The following is a 17192-nucleotide window of genomic DNA, read 5'->3' as shown; positions in this document are numbered from 1 at the left end:
TTTGCCCTCACATAGTCGCGCTTTTGCTTTCAGGCGAAACACCTCTATCTTCTGCGCAGATGAAAGGAGGGCCGCCTATGTCTCTCAGACCTACACTCGAAACCCGCAAAGCCACCCCCACGATGGAGGGCGCGGGCGTTCACCTGCACCGTGCGTTCGGCTTTCACGATCCGAGCGAACTGGACCCTTTCCTGCTGTTCGATGACTTTCGCAATGATATTCCCCAGCACTACATGCGGGGCTTTCCCTGGCACCCCCATCGGGGGATCGAGACCATCACCTATGTGCTGAACGGCACCGTAGATCACGGGGACAGCCTTGGCAATCACGGCACCCTTGGCGCAGGCGATGTGCAGTGGATGACCGCCGGATCGGGCATCCTGCATCAGGAAATGCCGAAGGGGAACGCAAAGGGCCAGATGCACGGCTTTCAGTTGTGGGCGAACCTGCCCGGCAGCATGAAGATGACCGCCCCCCGCTATCAGGACGTGAAGGGCAAAGAGATCCCCGAGATCATTGATGACGACGGCACCCGCGTAAAGGTGATCGTGGGCAGCTTCTGGGGCAAGACCGGCCCCGTTGATGGCATTGCCGCCGATCCCCAGTATCTGGATATCTTCGTGCCTGCGGGCGTGAAAAAGACCTTCAAGATCGACACTTACCGCCGCGCCTTTGCCTATATCTTCGAAGGCAGCGCCGCCTTTGCCGATGCCAGCACCCCCACCGGCGTGTTGCTGGAAAAAGAGATCGCGGGCGAAGAGGTGAACATCCGCGACATGTCGGGCAACCGCACTTTGGTCCGCTTTGGCACCGGCGATGAGATCACCATGCAAGCAGGCGAAGAAGGGGTCCGGTTCCTGTTGATCTCGGGCGCGCCCATCCAAGAGCCTGTGGCATGGCATGGCCCCATCGTGATGAACACACAGGCGGAAATCATGCAGGCGATGAAAGAGTTGCGCAACGGCACCTTCATCAAGCCGGCCCACTAACGCAACCTGTCAAAGGCGCCTATGGGCGCCTTTGTCCGTTTAACAACAGCAGATCAGCGGCTGACAGCTTTGCGGACCATGTTCCAGTAGACGGTCTCGACCTCGTCCAGCGACAGGCGCCCGCCGCGGCGGTACCACGTGGTCACACCGTTCAGCATCGAGATGATCGCCCGTGCGCTGACCTTAGGTTCGGCCAGATCAAAGACCCCTGCCCGCACACCGTCCGACAGAATGGCTTCAAGCTCGCCCTCATAACGGTCGCGCAGCTTTTCGATCACCACGAAGTTCTCGGGGCTAAGGTTGCGCAACTCCATATAGGCAATGAAGACCTCATCAGGGCGTTCTTCGTGGTAGCGGATGTGAAAGGCGGTGAACTCTTGCAGGCGGTCCATCGGATCGCCATTGGCCGAGGCATTGGCGCGGGCTTCCAGCAGTGCCTGAAGATGTTCGTTCATCAGATCGAACAGCAGACTTTGCTTGTCGGCGGTGTAATTATACAGCGCCCCCACCTGCAGGCCGACCTCGGACGCGATCTTGCGCATGGACACCGCCGCATAGCCCTGACTGGCGAACAAACGCAAAGCGGCCGCGCGAACGCGGGGGCCGGTGATGTCGGAATGGGAACCTTGGGTACGTGCCATGCTTCGTCATTATATGAACATGTGTTCACGGCAAACCCCTCCATTTTGGCTAGGGGGTGCAAAGGCGCTTGATGAGGGGCCGCGTGCAACCTATGCCTTTAATGACCCACGACCCCATACAGGAGCCTTCCCCGTGCGCGCCTTTACCCCTTTGCTGATCTGCCTGCCGCTTCTGGCGGCCTGCGCCGACATTCCCAGCACCGAGGTTCGGGAAAGCGCCGCGATTGAGGACGCCGCCTACCCTGCTTTGGTCCCGCAGGCGCAAATTCTGGATGGCCCTGCCCCGCGCACCAGTCAAGAAGACCTACACGCCCTACAAGTGCGGGCCGATGGCATTGACGCCAACGATATCTGAGGCAAGGCGCCCCAGACCCCTGTATTTCAGTGCAGGGCGGATTGCAGCGAGGCAAGAAAGCCGCTAGATCGCCTGCAACGCAGAATTACATAGAAAACTGGAGGCTCCGATGACCGAACCCTTACGCTTGGGGATCGCCGGATTGGGCACCGTCGGGATCGGTGTCATCAAGATCGTGCAAAAGCAGGCTGAACTGCTGACTGCACGCACTGGCCGCCAGATCACTATTACTGCTGTATCGGCCCGTAGCCGCGATAAGGACCGTGGTGTGAACCTGTCCAAATTCGCTTGGGAAGACGATCCCGTTGCGCTGGCAAAGCGTGACGACGTGGATGTGTTCGTCGAGCTGATGGGCGGCTCGGACGGACCTGCCAAGGCCGCAACCGAGGCCGCGCTGGCTTTGGGCAAGCATGTGGTCACCGCCAACAAGGCGATGCTAGCCGTGCATGGTCAGGCGCTGGCGCTTGAGGCAGAGGCACATGGCGTGCAGCTGCGCTTTGAAGCAGCCGTTGCGGGCGGCATTCCGGTCATCAAATCCCTGACCGAGAGCCTTGCCGCCAACCAGATCACCCGCGTCATGGGTGTGATGAACGGCACCTGTAACTACATCCTGACCCGCATGGAAAGCGCGGGTCTGCCCTATGAGACTGTCTTCGACGAAGCCAACGCTCTGGGCTATCTGGAAGCGGACCCGACGCTGGACGTGGGCGGCATTGATGCGGGCCACAAGCTGGCGATCCTTGCCTCTATCGCTTACGGCACGCAGGTCGATTTCAACGGGATCGAGATAGAAGGCATCGAGCGCGTCTCGATCGAGGATATCCGTTATGCCGGTGACATGGGTTACCGCATCAAGCTGCTGGGTGTCGCGCAGATGACCGGTCGCGGCATGGAAAGCCGGATGTCGCCGTGCCTCGTGCCTGCGAACTCGCCACTTGGGACGCTGGAAGGCCCGACCAACATGTGCATCCTTGAAGGGGACAGCGTGGGCCAGATCGTACTGCGCGGTGCCGGTGCGGGCGAAGGTCCGACCGCCAGCGCCGTGATGGGCGATGTCTGTGACATTGCGCGAGGCATCAATCTGCCCGTCTTTGGCCAGCCCTCCACCACTCTGCGTCAAGCCCCTGCGGCCCGCAGCACCGTGGCCGCGCCCTACTATCTGCGGATGGAACTGGCGGACAAACCCGGTGCGCTGGCCAAGGTCGCGACCCTTCTGGGCGAGGCCGGCATCTCGATCGACCGGATGCGCCAGACCGGACACACGGAAGGCAGCGCCTCGGTACTGATCGTCACGCACCGCTGCACCCGCGATGCGCTGGACAGCGCGCTGGACGCGATGCCCGGCACTGGCGTTCTGACCGGCACCCCTGTCGCGCTGCGGATCGAAAAGGTCTAAGCGCCGCTTGGGAATGTGAAAAGATGGTGAAACCATCCGAATGGGCGCCCTTGGGCGCCTTTTCTGTTACAAGGATCGGGTTGTGATGACGTGCGCCCACGCGTAAACGTGGCAGACCCGAAACACCCTATTTGCCTGAGTACCTTCTGATGTCCGAGCCAACCGAATTCGATGATCGCGCCTTGTCGCTGGCCTTGTCCCGCGTGACAGAACAGGCCGCCATCGCAGCCGCTGACTATATCGGTCGTGGCGACGAACGGGCCGCCGACACTGCCGCCGTAGACGCCATGCACCGCGAGCTGAGCCGTCTGGACATCCAAGGCACCATCGTTGTGGGCGAAGGCGCGGAAGGCGATGCGCCCAAGCTGTATCAAGGCGAAGTGGTCGGCGCCCTGAGCTGCCCCGAAGTGGATATTGCCGCCGACGCGCTGGAAGGGGTCACCCTGACCGCTAAGGATTCGCGCAACGCCATGTCAGTGATCTGTATCGCCCCGCGCGGCAGTCTGATGCAGGTGCCCGAGGTCTACATGGACAAGCTGGCTATCGGGCCAGGCTATCCCGCTGGCACCGTATCGCTGGACATGTCCCCCGCTGAACGCGTTCAGGCACTGGCCGCTGCCAAAGGCTGCGCCCCCCGCGATATCGTGGTCAGCATGCTAGAGCGTCCGCGCCACATGCCGATGCTGGACGAACTGCGGCAGACCGGTGCCTCGGTCCGGCTCTTGTCCGACGGGGATGTGGCGGGCGTTTTGAACGTGGCCGAACCTGATCTGACCGGCATCGATATGTTCATGGGCGCTGGCGGCGCATTGGAAGGCGTTCTGGCGGCAGCCGCTTTGAAATGTCTGGACGGCCAGTTCTATGGTCGCCTCTTGGCCCGCAACGATGACGAGCGTGTCCGCGCCGCAAGCGCCGGTTTCCGTGACCTCAGCCGTATCTATTCGCGGGATGATCTGGTCAGCGATCACGTCATTTTCGCTGCGACCGGTGTGACCGGAAATGCGATGATCCATGGCATTCGCCGCTCTCCCACGCATATAACGACTGAAACCCTGCTGATGCGCACGCGCACCGGCTCGGTCCGTCGCATGTCTTACCGTTTTCCCCGGAGCTGATCTGACTTGGCCTTTCTGGATGTCGAATACTCGCTGACCGGCCGCACTTGGCAGGGTCCCTCTGCCGAGACCGAGCGCCTTGGACTGGCCATGGCCCAAACCACCCAATTGCCCGAGGCCCTGTGCCGCGTGCTGGCCCGTCTTGGGGTCAGCGCCGATGCTGTCAGCCAATATATGGCGCCTACCTTGCGCGATCTGCTGCCCGATCCACGATCCATGAAGGATATGGAGAAGGCCACCGCGCGGTTCCTACACGCGGTGAAGCACCGCCAACGCGTTGCAATCTTTGCCGATTATGACGTGGATGGCGGCAGCAGTGCCGCCCTGCTGATCGCGTGGCTGCGCAGCATGGGCCGCGAGGCGACCCTGTATATTCCCGACCGGATCGACGAAGGTTATGGCCCTAACGTGCCCGCCATGCAGGCGCTGGCCCGTGACCATGACCTGATCGTCTGTGTGGACTGCGGCACCCTAAGCCACGAGCCTATCGCCGCCGCGAAGGCCGCCGATGTGATCGTGCTGGACCACCACCTTGGGGGCGAGACCCTGCCCGATTGCCATGCGGTCGTGAACCCGAACCGGCAGGACGAATCCGGCGATCTGGCCCATCTGTGTGCCGCCGCCGTGGTCTTTCTGATGCTGGTCGAGGCAGGCCGCCAGCTGCGCGACGACGGGGCGAAAGGCCCTGATCTGATGGCGCTGCTGGATCTGGTGGCGCTGGCCACCGTGGCCGATGTGGCCCCGTTGATCGGCGTGAACCGTGCCCTGGTCCGTCAGGGTCTGGCGGTGATGGCGCGGCGCGAACGGCCCGGTCTTGTGGCTTTGAGTGATGTCTCGCGCATGGATACCGCGCCGACCAGCTATTCGCTGGGGTTTGTGTTGGGGCCGCGTGTGAACGCCGGTGGCCGCGTGGGCAAAGCCGATCTGGGCGCACGCCTGCTGGCCACTGCCGATCCCCATGAGGCCCGCGCGCTGGCCGATATGCTGGACCATTTGAACACCGAGCGCCGCGAGATCGAGGCCGCCGTGCGTGCCGCCGCCATGGCGCAGGCCGAAGAACGGGGGCTGGACGCACCCTTGGTCTGGGCCGCGGGCGCGGGCTGGCATCCGGGCGTGGTGGGCATCGTCGCCTCACGCCTGAAAGAGGCCACCAACCGCCCTGCCGTGGTGATCGGTCTGGCCGATGGCGAGGGCAAGGGCTCGGGCCGGTCGGTCACCGGCGTCGACCTTGGCGCGTCGATCCACAAGGTCGCGGCCGAGGGGCTGTTGATCAAAGGGGGCGGTCACAAGATGGCGGCGGGCCTGACCGTGGCCGAGGATAAGCTGGAAGCGGCAATGGCGCGCCTGTCGGAACTGCTAGAGCGCCAAGGCGCAGGCCAGTCCGGCCCTGCAGTCCTGCGCATCGACTCACCCTTGATGCCCGGCGCCGCAACGCCCGAACTGATCGAACAGCTAGAGGCCGCTGGCCCCTATGGCGCAGGCGCACCGGGGCCGCGCTTTGCCCTGCCCTCGTGCAAGATCAACTTTGCCAAACGCATCGGCGAAAGCCATCTGAAGCTGACGATTTCCGACGGGATGAATGGCCGTTTGCAGGCGATTTGTTTCGGAGCCTACGATTCCGATCTGGGTCCACGACTGGAAGCCCACAACGGCGCCCCGTTCCATCTGGCGGGCCGGTTGGAGCTGAATCACTGGCAGGGACGTACATCGGCCCAATTACGTCTGGAAGACGCCGCGCCAGCCTCAGCCGGATAGGGTAAGCACTTGATTTTACAGGGGGAAATTATTTTGGCAGAAATGCTAATTTTTTGTGAATTTCCCCTTGCGCCTTCCCAGCGCAAGCTCTAAATACCCCCTCACACCGACAGAGTGGCCCGTTCGTCTATCGGTTAGGACGCCAGGTTTTCAACCTGGAAAGAGGGGTTCGATTCCCCTACGGGCTGCCACTTTTCTCTGGAAAGTATGAAATTCCATACCCAAGCAAACCATTGGTTTTGCGGGGTTTTCGCGTTTTGTACCGGTTTTTTCCACAGAAAAAATTCTTTCCATTTTCGTATTTTTTCCTCTTGCGCCCACCACAGCCAGAGACTAAACACCCTTCACCGACAGAGTGGCCCGTTCGTCTATCGGTTAGGACGCCAGGTTTTCAACCTGGAAAGAGGGGTTCGATTCCCCTACGGGCTGCCACTTTTCCCAAGATGATCAAAGCAATAAAGCTGTGATTGTAGCGGTGTTTTTACTATTTCATGGACACGAAAAAAGCGCCCCGCAGGGCGCTTGCTCAGACCAACGAAGGCTTTCCTGTCAGCACAAAAGCCGGTCGCGGGCGATCATCGCCGCATGGGTCCGGTTGCGCGCGCCAAGCTTGCGGCTAAGCGTTTTCACGTGCAGCTTGACGGTGACTTCTTGTAGCTCGTGATCGCGGGCAATCTCTTTGTTCGATTTACCCGCACAGATCCCGTTCAGCACCTGAAGCTCTCTGCGGGTGAGCGCGCTGGCTGCCGCATCCTCCTCATCGTCGACGAGGGTTTTGAAGGGGTAGAAGGTCTCACCCATATTCATCAGGCGTAGTGCCGAAATCATCGACACCGGCGCCATGCTTTTCGACAGAAACCCTGCGGCGCCACGGCTGATCGCCTCTTGCGCGAGCATCCGGCTAGAGGTTCCGGACAGAATCGCCACAGGCCGACCGCCGTTCACGGCGATCATCTCTTCCAAACCATCCAGATAATTCATCCCGGGCATTTCCAGATCCAGAAGCACCAGATCATATGTCCCGTTCGCCTTCACATCCTCGACAGCACTGCCTAGGGAATGGGCCACACTCACGTCACAGCGCATCTCTGCGCGCAGATATGCAGCAATCGTCTGAGCAACAAGCTCATGATCATCTGCAAGTAAAACTCTCATTCGCATCCCTCTCGAATGAACTGGCACGGCATTTTGAATGTATATTGCCCCATTGGACGGGGTCTCTCATCGAAAGGGACATTATGTTAGATTTAGTTTATCTTCCAGACTTTTAACTTCATGAAATAAATTACAATTTCTAGGAGATATGGTACTGTCGATGACAACCTCTTCCGCCCGATTTTGCAGCGTAAAGCGCGCTATCGGCGTGGCGCATCAGATCATCCGCGCGACAGTTTTGCGGCGGCTTCACAGCGATCCATCCGATAGATGCGCCAACATGATAGGCCTGTCCCTCATAGGAATCTGGCGTTGAAATCTTGGCAATAAGCGTTGTGAAACGCGCACCCAAAGCGGTGGGGGATGCGCAGTCCTCCAGCAACAGCACAAATTCATCACCGCCTAATCGGGCCACAAGATCGCCCCGCCGCACGCTGTTGCGCAGGATATCGGCGACCCGCACCAGAACCTGATCACCTGCCCCGTGTCCCAGCGTGTCATTCACCAGTTTGAAACGATCAAGGTCCATGATCGCCAACGTAAAGGGACTGGCCCGCTGCAACCGTTGCGCAAGCGCCAGATCAAAGGCGCGCCGGTTCGCAAGCCCGGTCAGCGGATCGGTCACCGATCTTTCTTCGGCCTCTTGTCGCGCCTGTTGTAGCCGCAGTGTCATATCCAGAGCCGAACCCATGGCCATTGCGTTTGCCTCTGCCAGAAACAGCAGTTCGATTGTTTGATCGGTCGGGGCGAAATCCGCCTCGGTCAGGTGAAAGCGGCGAACGGCATCACAGACCGATATCCCGAAGGAAAGGTTCAGAACCCCGCCTACACCTTCCGGCACCCAGCCGCCTTTCAGACGCAGATCGTTGGCAGAGCGCAGATGGCCGGTCACGCGGACAGGACCCATCCGCAAAAGATCAAGACCGGTATGAATGCCGCTTGGAGACTGGATTGTGACGAGGTCAGACAAATTCCGTCCCTGCCAGCCTTCCGGCAGCACCCGCTGCAGCGTTGGCCCGACCGAGGTGACACAGCCCGCCTGATCAATCCGGGCATGCATCGGGCAGAAGTGATCCAACAACATCGCCCGCTACCCGGCGCGTCCAAGCGCGAAAGCACGGCCAGAGGCAAACGAAACATCGATCAGTTGCACCTGAACCCCGTGCCCCTCGGGGCCGTGATCGATCAACGCCAACGCCCCGTATTCATCGGCCATGGCACGGATCACTCCGCGCAGGACATGTTCATATTCGGCAGAGGCAGGACAGCGGAACATGAATGTTCCGACATCCTGCTCGATCAAGGTCACGGGCGGCAGGATAAAATCAGGCACAGCCAAGGTTATTCGCCCTGAAAGCTCTGGCAGGGCGGAAAGAAAATCACTGAAGCTGGCGCCAGAAAACCGCAGCAGGCGCCTTGGCGCTGTAAAGGCATCAGAGGCGATCAGAGCCGCGCCAAAATCCTCCCACACGTCATCAGGGTGGCGGCGCAACACATGGCCCGCCGCAGAAACCAGCCGTGCGGCCAGATCGTCGGGGTATTTCAAGAACGGCTCATACCGGTCATCCCCCGCGTCGGCACGACCTCGGATTTGCTGCCAAATTGCAGCACCATATGTTTCAAGAAAAAACCGCGCCAAGGCGCAGATCACCAGACCATGCATTCAGAGCCCTCCTGCTGGGAAAGGGTCTATGCCAAAAGCGTTAGCAGTCGCCTAATAGCTAAAATGCGACCGATTTCCCCGAATATTAAGAAGGGATTTCCAAGAGGCCAGATCGCACCGTTTTGCGCGCGTCGGGGTGAGGTTTTCTTAACCGTTCCGCTCAGCCAGCCACTCTGGCAGGACGCCAATGTCGGGAAGTACCGCGTCGGCAAAAGGCGCAAGGATCGCAGCCTCTGCCAAGCCAGTCAGAACCCCTACCGCACGCATTCCAGCCGCCCGCGCCGCCATCAGATCATGCAAGCTGTCGCCCACCATGACCACATCGGCAGGCGCAAGACCCATCGCCTCGGCAAACGCCAAGAGCGGGCCGGGTTCGGGTTTAGCCCCGTAACCGCTATCAAAGCCCGCGACGAAATCCAGCAAGGGCAGCGCCCCTGCCGCATGCAAATGCGCACGTGCGGGGCCTTCACCGTCGTTGGTCACAACGCCGGTGCGCAGGCCAAGGGATTGCAAATTCTGGAAAAACGGCACCAAAGGCACAGCCTCGGCCTGAGGCGCGACGGCGGCCTCGTCATTCATCCGCGCGATCAAATCGGGCAGCGGCAGATCGACAAAGGGGCCGATCATCGAAGCGATTTCCTCAGGCGTGCCGGCGATCACGGGGCTTTCGGGATGGAAGGTTTTTTTGACGTAATCAAAGCCGATCGCTGCGCCCAGAAAGGCCGCTTTTGCCTCATCTCCAGCACAGAGCCCCGTCAAAAAGCTATGCGCCCACGCCGCCCAAGTGGCGTTGAAATCGAAAAGTGTGCCGTCTTTATCAAAGAGAACGGCCTTGATTTGCCTGCTCATGTCCAATGTACCTGCTCGCCTCCGGGCAACATGGCCCGCGCCCTCATGGGCTGATCGTAAGCGATCTCTTGGATATCACAAAAGGCCACAACCCACGCGTCATCCATACAGATAAAGTCCAGTACAGCCCCCAGAAATTCCGGATCACCCGCCTTTTCGCGCAGGGCATCCACGGACGATCCCGATGCACCTAGGAACACCCCCAAGAGGTCCTCTTGCCCGGCCAACCAGCCAAGCGCATTTATTGCCAAAACCTCAGCGGCTTCTCTGTTCATTGGAAATTCTCCGATCTTGGAAAGAAATCCTTAACCACCTGCACACATAATGAATGGAAAGAAATTCGCAGGAGATGGTGGTCCATGGCGGATCAAATCCTTGTCATTGATGATGTCGCGATCAACAGGATCATGTTGGAGGTCAGTCTGACACGCATGTCCTATCAGGTGCGCCTTGCGGGGGCTATCGGTGAAATCGATAGCACTGCCGCCAAGGCTGCAGAGGTGGTGATTGTCGCAAGTGCCGCGCTGGGGGACAAACCTGCGGCTGCGCTGGCGCGGCTGCGCGGATATCTGGCCAACCGGCATGTGCCGGTGCTTGTGATCACCGGCCCCGCCCCCGAAGACACGCCTGCCCGCGTGCTGCAAGCTGGCGCCGATGACGCCATGCGCTGCCCCGGCACAGAGGAAGAGTTGATGGCGCGGTTGCGCGCCCTGTTGCGCCGTCATCGCGATACGATGATGGCCACCGCGCTGGACGCCCTGCAACCCGAGGGGCTGGCCGAAGAGGCTGCAGGTTTTGACTATGGCGGCCATGTGCTGCTGCTCTCGGGCAGTGGCCAAAAGATCACCTCGCTCAGCTATGCATTGCGGGCCGAGGGGCCGATCCGTGTGACCACTGCCTGCCCTAACACTGCAAAGGCGGTGCTGGCCCATGAGCGGCCCGATGTGGTGATCCTGTCCGCCGATGAGGCCGAGAACCCGCGCATCAACACCCTATTGGCCGAGATTCGCGCCTCACGGCAGCCGGGAACCTGTGCGCTGCTGGTGGCCCATCCGATCAAGGCGCTAACCAGTGCCACGACGGCGCTGGATCTGGGGGCGGATGATCTGTTCTACGGCAGCTTTGACCCGCAAGAGATCGCCGTGCGCACCCGCGCCTTGCTGCGCCGACAGGCCAGTCTGAACCGGATGCACCGCAGCCTGCGCCGCAGCGTTGAGGCTTCGGTCACGGACCCGCTGACCGGCCTGCAAAACCGCCGCGCGGCGATGGCCGAGATGGCGCTGTTGCGCAAGCGGGCCAAGACCGAAGGGGCGCTGACGCTGGTGATGGTTGCGGATGTGGATCACTTCAAACGGATCAACGACGGCTATGGCCACGCCGCAGGCGACGCCGCCCTGATCGAGGTGGCCCGCCGTATGCGCACTGCCCTGCCCCATGCCCCTGTAATGGCGCGGATCGGCGGCGAGGAATTCCTTGTGGCTCTGCCCATCAACCAGACCGACGATGCCCACCAGATCGCCGAAAGCCTGCGCCTGAGTGTGTGCGAGAACCCGCTGGAAATCTCGAGCCTGCTGCCTGAACTGAATGTGACGATCTCGGTCGGGTATCACGTGTCGACCGACCCTTCCGGCCCGCTGGAGGCCGAATTGAAAACGGCGGACGCGGCCCTGTATCAGGCCAAGTCCGCCGGTCGAAATTGCACGGTCGCGATGCTGCTTAATGCGGCTTGAAGTCCTTGCCGCCTTTAGGGCCGTGGTCCGCGAACTCTTCCAGTCGCGCGGCGTAGGTGGCACGTGAGGCAGGGTCCAAAGTCTGCAAGGTCTGGATCAGCATCTGCTCGCCAAATTTGCGACCCTGTTCGAACCGGTCCGTTTGGGCGTCCAGATGGGCCTGAAGGGCAGCGACATCCAGCGGCTCGGCACGGACAAGCGCGGCAAAAGCGCGGGTGTTTGCAGCGAATTGCTCGCGCGAGGGACGCTCGCCCTTGAAGCTGTCACGCATCCGGTCGCGCAATTCGCGGCGGGTGCTTTTGTCGAAGGCACCGATATAGGCCCCCGCAGCGCCGGTGCGGAAATCCTTGTCAGGCGGCGGTCCGTCAAAGGTCAGCGCAAGGCCGACCACGCCACCGATCACGGCAAGGTTCAGGGCCAGCGATCCGGCCAGAACCACCTTGAGCCAGCGAGGGATATTCGGTCCGCTCTGGGGTGTTTCGGGGCTATTCACGTCGGCCATTCTTAGTTTTCCTCTTCCAGCATCAGCATAGAGTAGCTGTCGAGCTGCTGTATGTAGCTATCTTCGGTTGTGGTCTGCCAGTAGCTGCTGACCGATTGCAACGAGGTGGGCGGGCTGATCCCGATCCAGAGCCCCGCCATCGTCGCGGTCGTCAGTCCGACCATCCCCGACCAGCCGCCAATGGCGGACAGGAACTGGCGCAGGGCGCTGACAGGGCGGACAGTGGCACGGGCCGCAACGGGCAATCCCGGTGCCTCGGGTTGCAGTGCATCCGCATCCGCGAGTACCCGCGCCATGAGAGAGCTATCGGGCTGCAAGCTGTCCTTGCGCGCCGCGTCGAAAAACAGATCAAGGTCCAGATCTTCGGTTTTATTCATCGACATATCCCAACTCCTCTTTTCGCCCCGCAAGAATGGCAGTCAAAGCGCGCTTTCCGCGGGCGGTCAGACTTTCAACGGCTTCGGCACTGCAATCAAGAATTTCAGCAATCTCGGGGTTTGAAAGCCCCTCGATGTGGCGCAGTACCACGGCAGAACGCTGCCGTTCGGGCAATTGTAGCAAGGCGGCTTGCAGGGCATCGGCCCGCTCTGCCTCTTGCATCCGGTCACCGGCCGAGGGGGTTTCGTCCTCGGGCTCGGCGGCCTCATCAAGGCCGACACTGCGGCGGCGGCGCAGACGGTCAGTGCACAGGTTGGCCACCACGCGGTAAAGCCATGTGCTGACCTGCGCCTCGCCCGCACGCCAGTCGGGGGCGATTTTCCACAGGCGTAGCATCGCCTCTTGCGCGATATCCTCGGCCTCGGCCCGATCCCCCAACATACGATACGCATGGGCCAACACACGCGGCAGATGCCGCTGCGATAGCGTGCGTGCGGCGACACGGTCGCCATTGGAGTATAGCACAAGCAAGGACTCGTCCGAGAGCTCGCTTACTGCGTCATAGGGCATGGTCATAAAGCCTTGGCTACTCTGTGAACCTCGGTAAGTGCAAGTGGATGGCGTCGTGGCTGACGCCATCCTTGGGCGTACAGGACCGGCGGTGTCAGGTCCCGCACGGGGGAGCGTCAGTTTGCGCTGCGGCTGTCGTCATCCTGACCGAAGAAGCGGCGGTCTTTGCCGTGCTTGCCATGTTCGCCGTGATCGCCACGGTCACCAAAGCCGCCGTGCTTACCACCCATACGCATATCCATGCGCTCGGTCATGGCGGCGTATTCCTCGGCAGAGACGGTGCCGTCACCGTTGCTGTCGATCCGCTTGATCATGTCACCCGAGGGACGCTTGGCAGCCATTTCCTCGGCGCTGATCTGGCCGTCGCCGTCGGTGTCCATGCGCGACAGGATGCCTGCGCGCATACGCTCGACGCGCTGTGTTTCCATGTGGGCGATGATTTCATCGGGGCTCAGGGTGCCGTTGCCATCCGCATCGGTCGCCGCGAAGGATTTCAGTCGGAACGCCTCAAACTCTTCGGTCGAGATCTGGCCGTTCCCGTCCGTATCCAGTTCCGAGAATGCCGCGCCTTGCATCGGCATGCCGCCTTTGCCCATCGGGCCAAAGCCTTCGCGTGCCTGAACAGCGGTTCCTGCCAGCATCGCGGCGGCGGCTACACCCATCAGGCCCATCATGACTGTTTTGGTCATCGTCTTCATTTGGTTATCCTTCCTTATGTACCAGTAGAACCTGACGTGCGGCCTCAACGCGCGCCCTGTTCACTAAGACAAACGCGGCAGGATTAGACTTCCGTCGCGGGTTTGAAACTTTTCTGCTTAACCTTGCGGCATGTTGTCCGAAAGCGGGGCTTGCGACAAAACGGACACTTCCTGTTCGGGCGCTAACACACCATGTTGCAACTTTCTGCGCGCGAACCCGAGGAAACCCATGTCTGATAAGGCAACATCCGCTTTGCAAGATGATCGCCCCCTGAACCCCGCCCTGATCAAGGGCTGGCGGCGCAAGTGCCCGAACTGTGGCACCGGCCCGATGCTGAAGGGCTATCTTAAGGTGCGCGATACCTGTCCTGTCTGCGACGAGGAACTGCACCATCATCGCGCCGATGATGGTCCGGCCTATCTGACCATTCTGATCGTTGGCCACCTGATGGCACCGATCTTGCTGCTGGTCTTTGAGATGTACCGCCCAGAACCTCTGGTCCTGTTCACCATTTTTGCCGTTGGCTGCGTGGCACTCTCGCTTTACCTTCTGCCAAGGTTGAAGGGGGCGCTGGTCGCCCTGCAATGGTCCCGCCGGATGCACGGGTTCGGACACGTCAAAGGAAACTGATTTTGCAAGACACCCCCCAGTCCCCGCCCATTCGCAACGCAGCAACTGTGATCGTGGTGCGGGACCGCGGGGGAGCACCTTCGGTACTGATGGGGCAACGGGGCGCAAAGGCGGCCTTTATGGCCTCGAAATTCGTGTTTCCGGGGGGTGCGGTTGATCCCGAAGACGGGCTGATCCCCTTTGCTTCAAGCCTGCCGCAGCCCTGCGCCGCGCGTTTGGCCGAGGACAGCCCCCTTGGCACCGCCGAGGCCCTGATCGGTGCCGCTATCCGCGAGCTTTGGGAAGAAACCGGCCAGATCTTGGGCCGCCCCGGTGCGTGGGACCGACCCGTTCCTGCGGATTGGCAGACCTATGCGGATCGGGGCATGGTACCCAGTGCCGAGGGGCTGCAATTCGTGTTCCGCGCCATTACCCCGCCGGGCCGTCCGCGCCGCTTTGATGCGCGTTTTTTCATGATCGACGCAGATTATCTGGTCACCGACCCCGATGATTTCTCGGATGCGGGCGGAGAGCTGAGCCATTTGCAGTGGATCCCCCTGCCCGAAGTGCGCCGCTTTGATCTGCCCTTTATCACCGAGGTGGTTCTGGCCGAGATTGCCGCCGATCTGCGCAGCGATGCCCCGCCCGCCAGCGTCCCGTTCTATCGGGATCGGGACGAAGACATCCACTTTGCCCGTCTGGGTGGCAGCAGCCCGCTGGCCTAGGCACTGATCAACACCAAGGCCACAACGCTGGCGCCGATGGTCGCGATGCCGATGGCCTCGCGCTTGCTGAGGTGTTCGCCAAAGATCAGACGGCCTACAAGGATGCTGAGGATCAACTCGATCTGACCCACGGCTTTGACAAGTCCGACGGTTTGCAAGGTAAAGGCGGTGAACCAACTGAGCGAGCCGCCAAGGCTGGTCAGGCCAATCAGGCTGGCGCTGCGCCATGTTTTGAGAACACGGGTAATCTCTCCGACCTCGCGCCAGCGCAGGTAGAGGGCCATAACGAGCGCTTGGCTGAGCGTAACCATCGACAGCGCCACTGAGGCCCGCAGAAACGGATCATCACTGGCTATGGCCAATGTCGCCGCGCGGTAGCCCACGCCCGAAAAGGCAAAGAGCAGCCCAGACGCCAGCCCCAGAGCCACCGCCCCTTTGTCAAAGCCGCCGCCAATGGCATTGCGCGATAGCAGCAAAACGCCCATGAGGCCCAGAAGGATCGCGCCAAGAGCCGCAAAGCTGATAGTGTCGCCCAGCACCGCAATGCCGACGATGACCGAGAGGATCACCTCGGTCTTTTTGAAGGTGATCCCGACCGCAAAATTGCGCCGGTTCAGCAACATCACAGTGAAGACCGTGGCAAGAATTTGCGAGATGCCCCCGATCAGCGCGTAGCTCCAGAAAGACACCGTCAGGACGGGCCACGCCTGTTGGCTGATGCTTTGATAGGTGATCGCGATCAGGAAAGCTGCGGGGAAGGAATAGATAAATCGGGAAAATGTCGCACCCGCCGCCGTGAGGCGTTCGGCGCTAAGGCGTTTTTGCAGCAGGAAGCGTACCGTTTGGAAGGCCGCCGCTGCGAAAGTGATCAAAATCCATGGTTCCATGGATGATCAGTGCGCCCCGCGTGGGGCTCTGTCTAGTTTTATTTAGATGGGCAGGGCTTTCGCCTGCACAGGTTTGGCTCTGGCCCGCCTTGCGGCGCGCCAGAGCGGTTTAGGTATTTATGCCAAGATGAAATCAGAAGGGCATCGGGTGCTGTTTGTGGACCTGATCGATTTCTTTCAGCAGGTCTTCGGGCAGAACCAGATCATGGGCGCCGAGGACTTCTTCGAGTTGATCCATTGTGGTGGCCCCGATGATGATCGAGGTCAGACCCGGCCGTTCCCGCGCCCATGCCAGTGACATCTGCGTCAGGCTGAGGCCATATTTGTCTGCCAGATGCTGGTAGGCCGCGACAGCCGCAAAGGCGCGATCGGTCTTGCGGCCCCCCAGATCGCCATTGATCGCCATGCGCGAGCCTTCGGGGATCTGGCCGTTCTGGTATTTGCCCGTCAGGAGGCCCGCCGCAAGGGTGGTGTAGGACAGCAGGCCCACGTCTTCGTTCAGACAGGCCTCGGCCAGATCGGTGTCGAAGTAGCGGCACATAAGCGAGTATTCGTTCTGGATCGACGCAACGCGGGGACCGTGGCCTTTTTCCGCCTGACGCACCCAGTTGGTGGTGCCCCATGCAGATTCATTCGAGAGGCCGAAGTGACGGATTTTCCCTTGGTCGACCAGTTTTTGCAAAGCCCCCAATGCGTCGGCCATGTGCTGGTCAGTCTGGGCGCGGTTTTGGTTTGAGGGATCATAGTCCCAGATTTTTCGGAAGTGATAGCTGCCACGGTTGGGCCAGTGGAACTGGTAGAGATCGATCACATCGGTCTTGAGGCGCTTGAGCGAACCTTCGACCGCTTGCGGGATGCTGTCGGCAGTGATTGGGGCACCATCGCGGGAATGGGAGCCGACGCCGCTGTGCTTGGTGGCAAGGATCAGGTCATTGCGGCGACCGGTCTTTTCGAACCAGTTGCCGATGATTGCCTCGGTCACGCCGACGGTTTCGGCACGCACGGGGTTCACCGGATACATCTCGGCGGTGTCGATAAAGTTGATGCCGGCCTCAATTGCCCGTTCGATCTGGCTATGGCCTTCGTCTTCGGTGTTCTGGGTACCCCAGGTCATCGAGCCGAGGCAGAACACGGTCACGTCTAGGCCGGTGCGTCCAAGAGGTCTGGTTTTCAT

At 60.8% G+C, this 17192-nt stretch carries 20 protein-coding genes and 2 tRNA genes; 10 read left to right on the top strand and 12 right to left on the bottom strand.

From position 1 onward, the window contains the following. Window positions 1-77 precede the first annotated feature (77 nt). The gene (locus tag CLV74_RS07735; protein ID WP_106263662.1) at window positions 78-989 is read left to right on the top strand and encodes a pirin family protein; all 912 of its coding nucleotides are present in this window, start codon (window positions 78-80) and stop codon (window positions 987-989) included. A gap of 53 nt (window positions 990-1042) precedes the next feature. Here CLV74_RS07735 and CLV74_RS07730 read toward each other — a convergent pair whose 3' ends face one another. Next, complete coding sequence (locus CLV74_RS07730; protein ID WP_106263661.1) at window positions 1043-1630, bottom strand: TetR/AcrR family transcriptional regulator; 588 nt, start codon at window positions 1628-1630, stop codon at window positions 1043-1045. Window positions 1631-1763: 133 nt separating this feature from the next. Here CLV74_RS07730 and CLV74_RS07725 point away from each other — a divergent pair, with 133 nt between their 5' ends. The 6 genes from CLV74_RS07725 (at window position 1764) to CLV74_RS07700 (ending at window position 6683) form a co-directional block, all read left to right on the top strand. Then, window positions 1764-1985 carry a hypothetical protein gene (locus CLV74_RS07725; protein WP_106263660.1) on the top strand — a complete coding sequence of 74 codons (222 nt, stop codon included), beginning with the start codon at window positions 1764-1766 and terminating at the stop codon, window positions 1983-1985. 109 nt (window positions 1986-2094) lie between these two features. Then, complete coding sequence (locus CLV74_RS07720; RefSeq protein ID WP_106263659.1) at window positions 2095-3381, top strand: homoserine dehydrogenase; 1287 nt, start codon at window positions 2095-2097, stop codon at window positions 3379-3381. Window positions 3382-3530: 149 nt separating this feature from the next. After that, entirely contained in the window at window positions 3531-4496 is a 966-nt protein-coding gene (glpX, locus tag CLV74_RS07715; protein WP_106263658.1) for a class II fructose-bisphosphatase, read from the top strand. Between the two features lie 6 nt (window positions 4497-4502). Further along, a complete protein-coding gene (gene recJ, locus CLV74_RS07710; RefSeq protein WP_106263657.1) occupies window positions 4503-6251 on the top strand; it encodes a single-stranded-DNA-specific exonuclease RecJ in 1749 nt (582 codons plus the stop codon). A 116-nt stretch (window positions 6252-6367) separates the two neighbouring features. Beyond that, window positions 6368-6442: transfer RNA gene (locus CLV74_RS07705), tRNA-Glu, on the top strand. Window positions 6443-6608: 166 nt separating this feature from the next. Then, window positions 6609-6683: transfer RNA gene (locus tag CLV74_RS07700), tRNA-Glu, on the top strand. A 117-nt stretch (window positions 6684-6800) separates the two neighbouring features. Here the strand turns inward: CLV74_RS07700 and CLV74_RS07695 are convergent. The 5 genes from CLV74_RS07695 to CLV74_RS07675 all read right to left on the bottom strand — a co-directional run bounded on the left by CLV74_RS07695 (window position 6801) and on the right by CLV74_RS07675 (window position 10193). Next, the gene (locus CLV74_RS07695; RefSeq protein WP_106263656.1) at window positions 6801-7406 is read right to left on the bottom strand and encodes a response regulator; all 606 of its coding nucleotides are present in this window, start codon (window positions 7404-7406) and stop codon (window positions 6801-6803) included. 139 nt (window positions 7407-7545) lie between these two features. Next, window positions 7546-8490, bottom strand: coding sequence for a GGDEF domain-containing protein (locus CLV74_RS07690; protein ID WP_106263655.1), 945 nt, complete (start codon window positions 8488-8490; stop codon window positions 7546-7548). Between the two features lie 6 nt (window positions 8491-8496). Further along, window positions 8497-9069 (bottom strand): heme NO-binding domain-containing protein, encoded by a 573-nt coding sequence (locus CLV74_RS07685; protein WP_106263654.1) that lies wholly within the window; start codon window positions 9067-9069, stop codon window positions 8497-8499. 147 nt (window positions 9070-9216) lie between these two features. Then, the gene (locus CLV74_RS07680; RefSeq protein ID WP_211299021.1) at window positions 9217-9918 is read right to left on the bottom strand and encodes an HAD family hydrolase; all 702 of its coding nucleotides are present in this window, start codon (window positions 9916-9918) and stop codon (window positions 9217-9219) included. Continuing rightward, window positions 9915-10193, bottom strand: coding sequence for a DUF3572 domain-containing protein (locus tag CLV74_RS07675; RefSeq protein WP_106263652.1), 279 nt, complete (start codon window positions 10191-10193; stop codon window positions 9915-9917). Before CLV74_RS07675 ends, CLV74_RS07680 begins: the two co-directional genes overlap by 4 nt. A gap of 84 nt (window positions 10194-10277) precedes the next feature. On the opposite strand from CLV74_RS07675, the gene CLV74_RS07670 reads away from it, so the two are divergent. Then, window positions 10278-11648, top strand: coding sequence for a diguanylate cyclase (locus CLV74_RS07670; RefSeq protein ID WP_106263651.1), 1371 nt, complete (start codon window positions 10278-10280; stop codon window positions 11646-11648). On the opposite strand, the gene CLV74_RS07665 is transcribed toward CLV74_RS07670, so the two are convergent. The 4 genes from CLV74_RS07665 to CLV74_RS07650 all read right to left on the bottom strand — a co-directional run bounded on the left by CLV74_RS07665 (window position 11635) and on the right by CLV74_RS07650 (window position 13796). Then, on the bottom strand, window positions 11635-12150 hold the full coding sequence (locus tag CLV74_RS07665; RefSeq protein ID WP_106263650.1) for a periplasmic heavy metal sensor: 516 nt from the start codon (window positions 12148-12150) through the stop codon (window positions 11635-11637). The two genes, CLV74_RS07670 and CLV74_RS07665, sit on opposite strands and share 14 nt — an antisense overlap. Window positions 12151-12152: 2 nt before the next feature. Further along, window positions 12153-12533, bottom strand: a complete 381-nt coding sequence (locus CLV74_RS07660) for a hypothetical protein (RefSeq protein ID WP_106263649.1) — start codon at window positions 12531-12533, stop codon at window positions 12153-12155. Beyond that, window positions 12520-13104, bottom strand: coding sequence for an RNA polymerase sigma factor (locus CLV74_RS07655; protein ID WP_106263648.1), 585 nt, complete (start codon window positions 13102-13104; stop codon window positions 12520-12522). Before CLV74_RS07655 ends, CLV74_RS07660 begins: the two co-directional genes overlap by 14 nt. Before the next feature lie 110 nt (window positions 13105-13214). Continuing rightward, window positions 13215-13796, bottom strand: coding sequence for an EF-hand domain-containing protein (locus CLV74_RS07650; protein WP_106263647.1), 582 nt, complete (start codon window positions 13794-13796; stop codon window positions 13215-13217). Between the two features lie 229 nt (window positions 13797-14025). Between CLV74_RS07650 and CLV74_RS07645 the strand changes: the two genes are divergently transcribed. Together CLV74_RS07645 and CLV74_RS07640 are read left to right on the top strand one after the other, a co-directional pair. Further along, window positions 14026-14427: a DUF983 domain-containing protein gene (locus CLV74_RS07645; RefSeq protein WP_106263646.1), complete on the top strand. Its 402-nt coding sequence runs from the start codon at window positions 14026-14028 to the stop codon at window positions 14425-14427. After that, window positions 14382-15131, top strand: coding sequence for an NUDIX hydrolase (locus tag CLV74_RS07640; RefSeq protein WP_106263645.1), 750 nt, complete (start codon window positions 14382-14384; stop codon window positions 15129-15131). Before CLV74_RS07645 ends, CLV74_RS07640 begins: the two co-directional genes overlap by 46 nt. Here the strand turns inward: CLV74_RS07640 and CLV74_RS07635 are convergent. After that, window positions 15128-16018: an EamA family transporter gene (locus CLV74_RS07635; RefSeq protein ID WP_106263644.1), complete on the bottom strand. Its 891-nt coding sequence runs from the start codon at window positions 16016-16018 to the stop codon at window positions 15128-15130. The two genes, CLV74_RS07640 and CLV74_RS07635, sit on opposite strands and share 4 nt — an antisense overlap. Window positions 16019-16151: 133 nt before the next feature. Beyond that, window positions 16152-17192, bottom strand: a complete 1041-nt coding sequence (locus CLV74_RS07630) for an aldo/keto reductase (protein ID WP_106263643.1) — start codon at window positions 17190-17192, stop codon at window positions 16152-16154.

This window comes from Donghicola tyrosinivorans, assembly GCF_003003355.1.
GTDB lineage: Bacteria > Pseudomonadota > Alphaproteobacteria > Rhodobacterales > Rhodobacteraceae > Donghicola > Donghicola tyrosinivorans.
The sequence above is the reverse complement of the archived record's forward strand: the minus strand, read 5'-3'. Positions and strand labels throughout refer to the sequence as shown.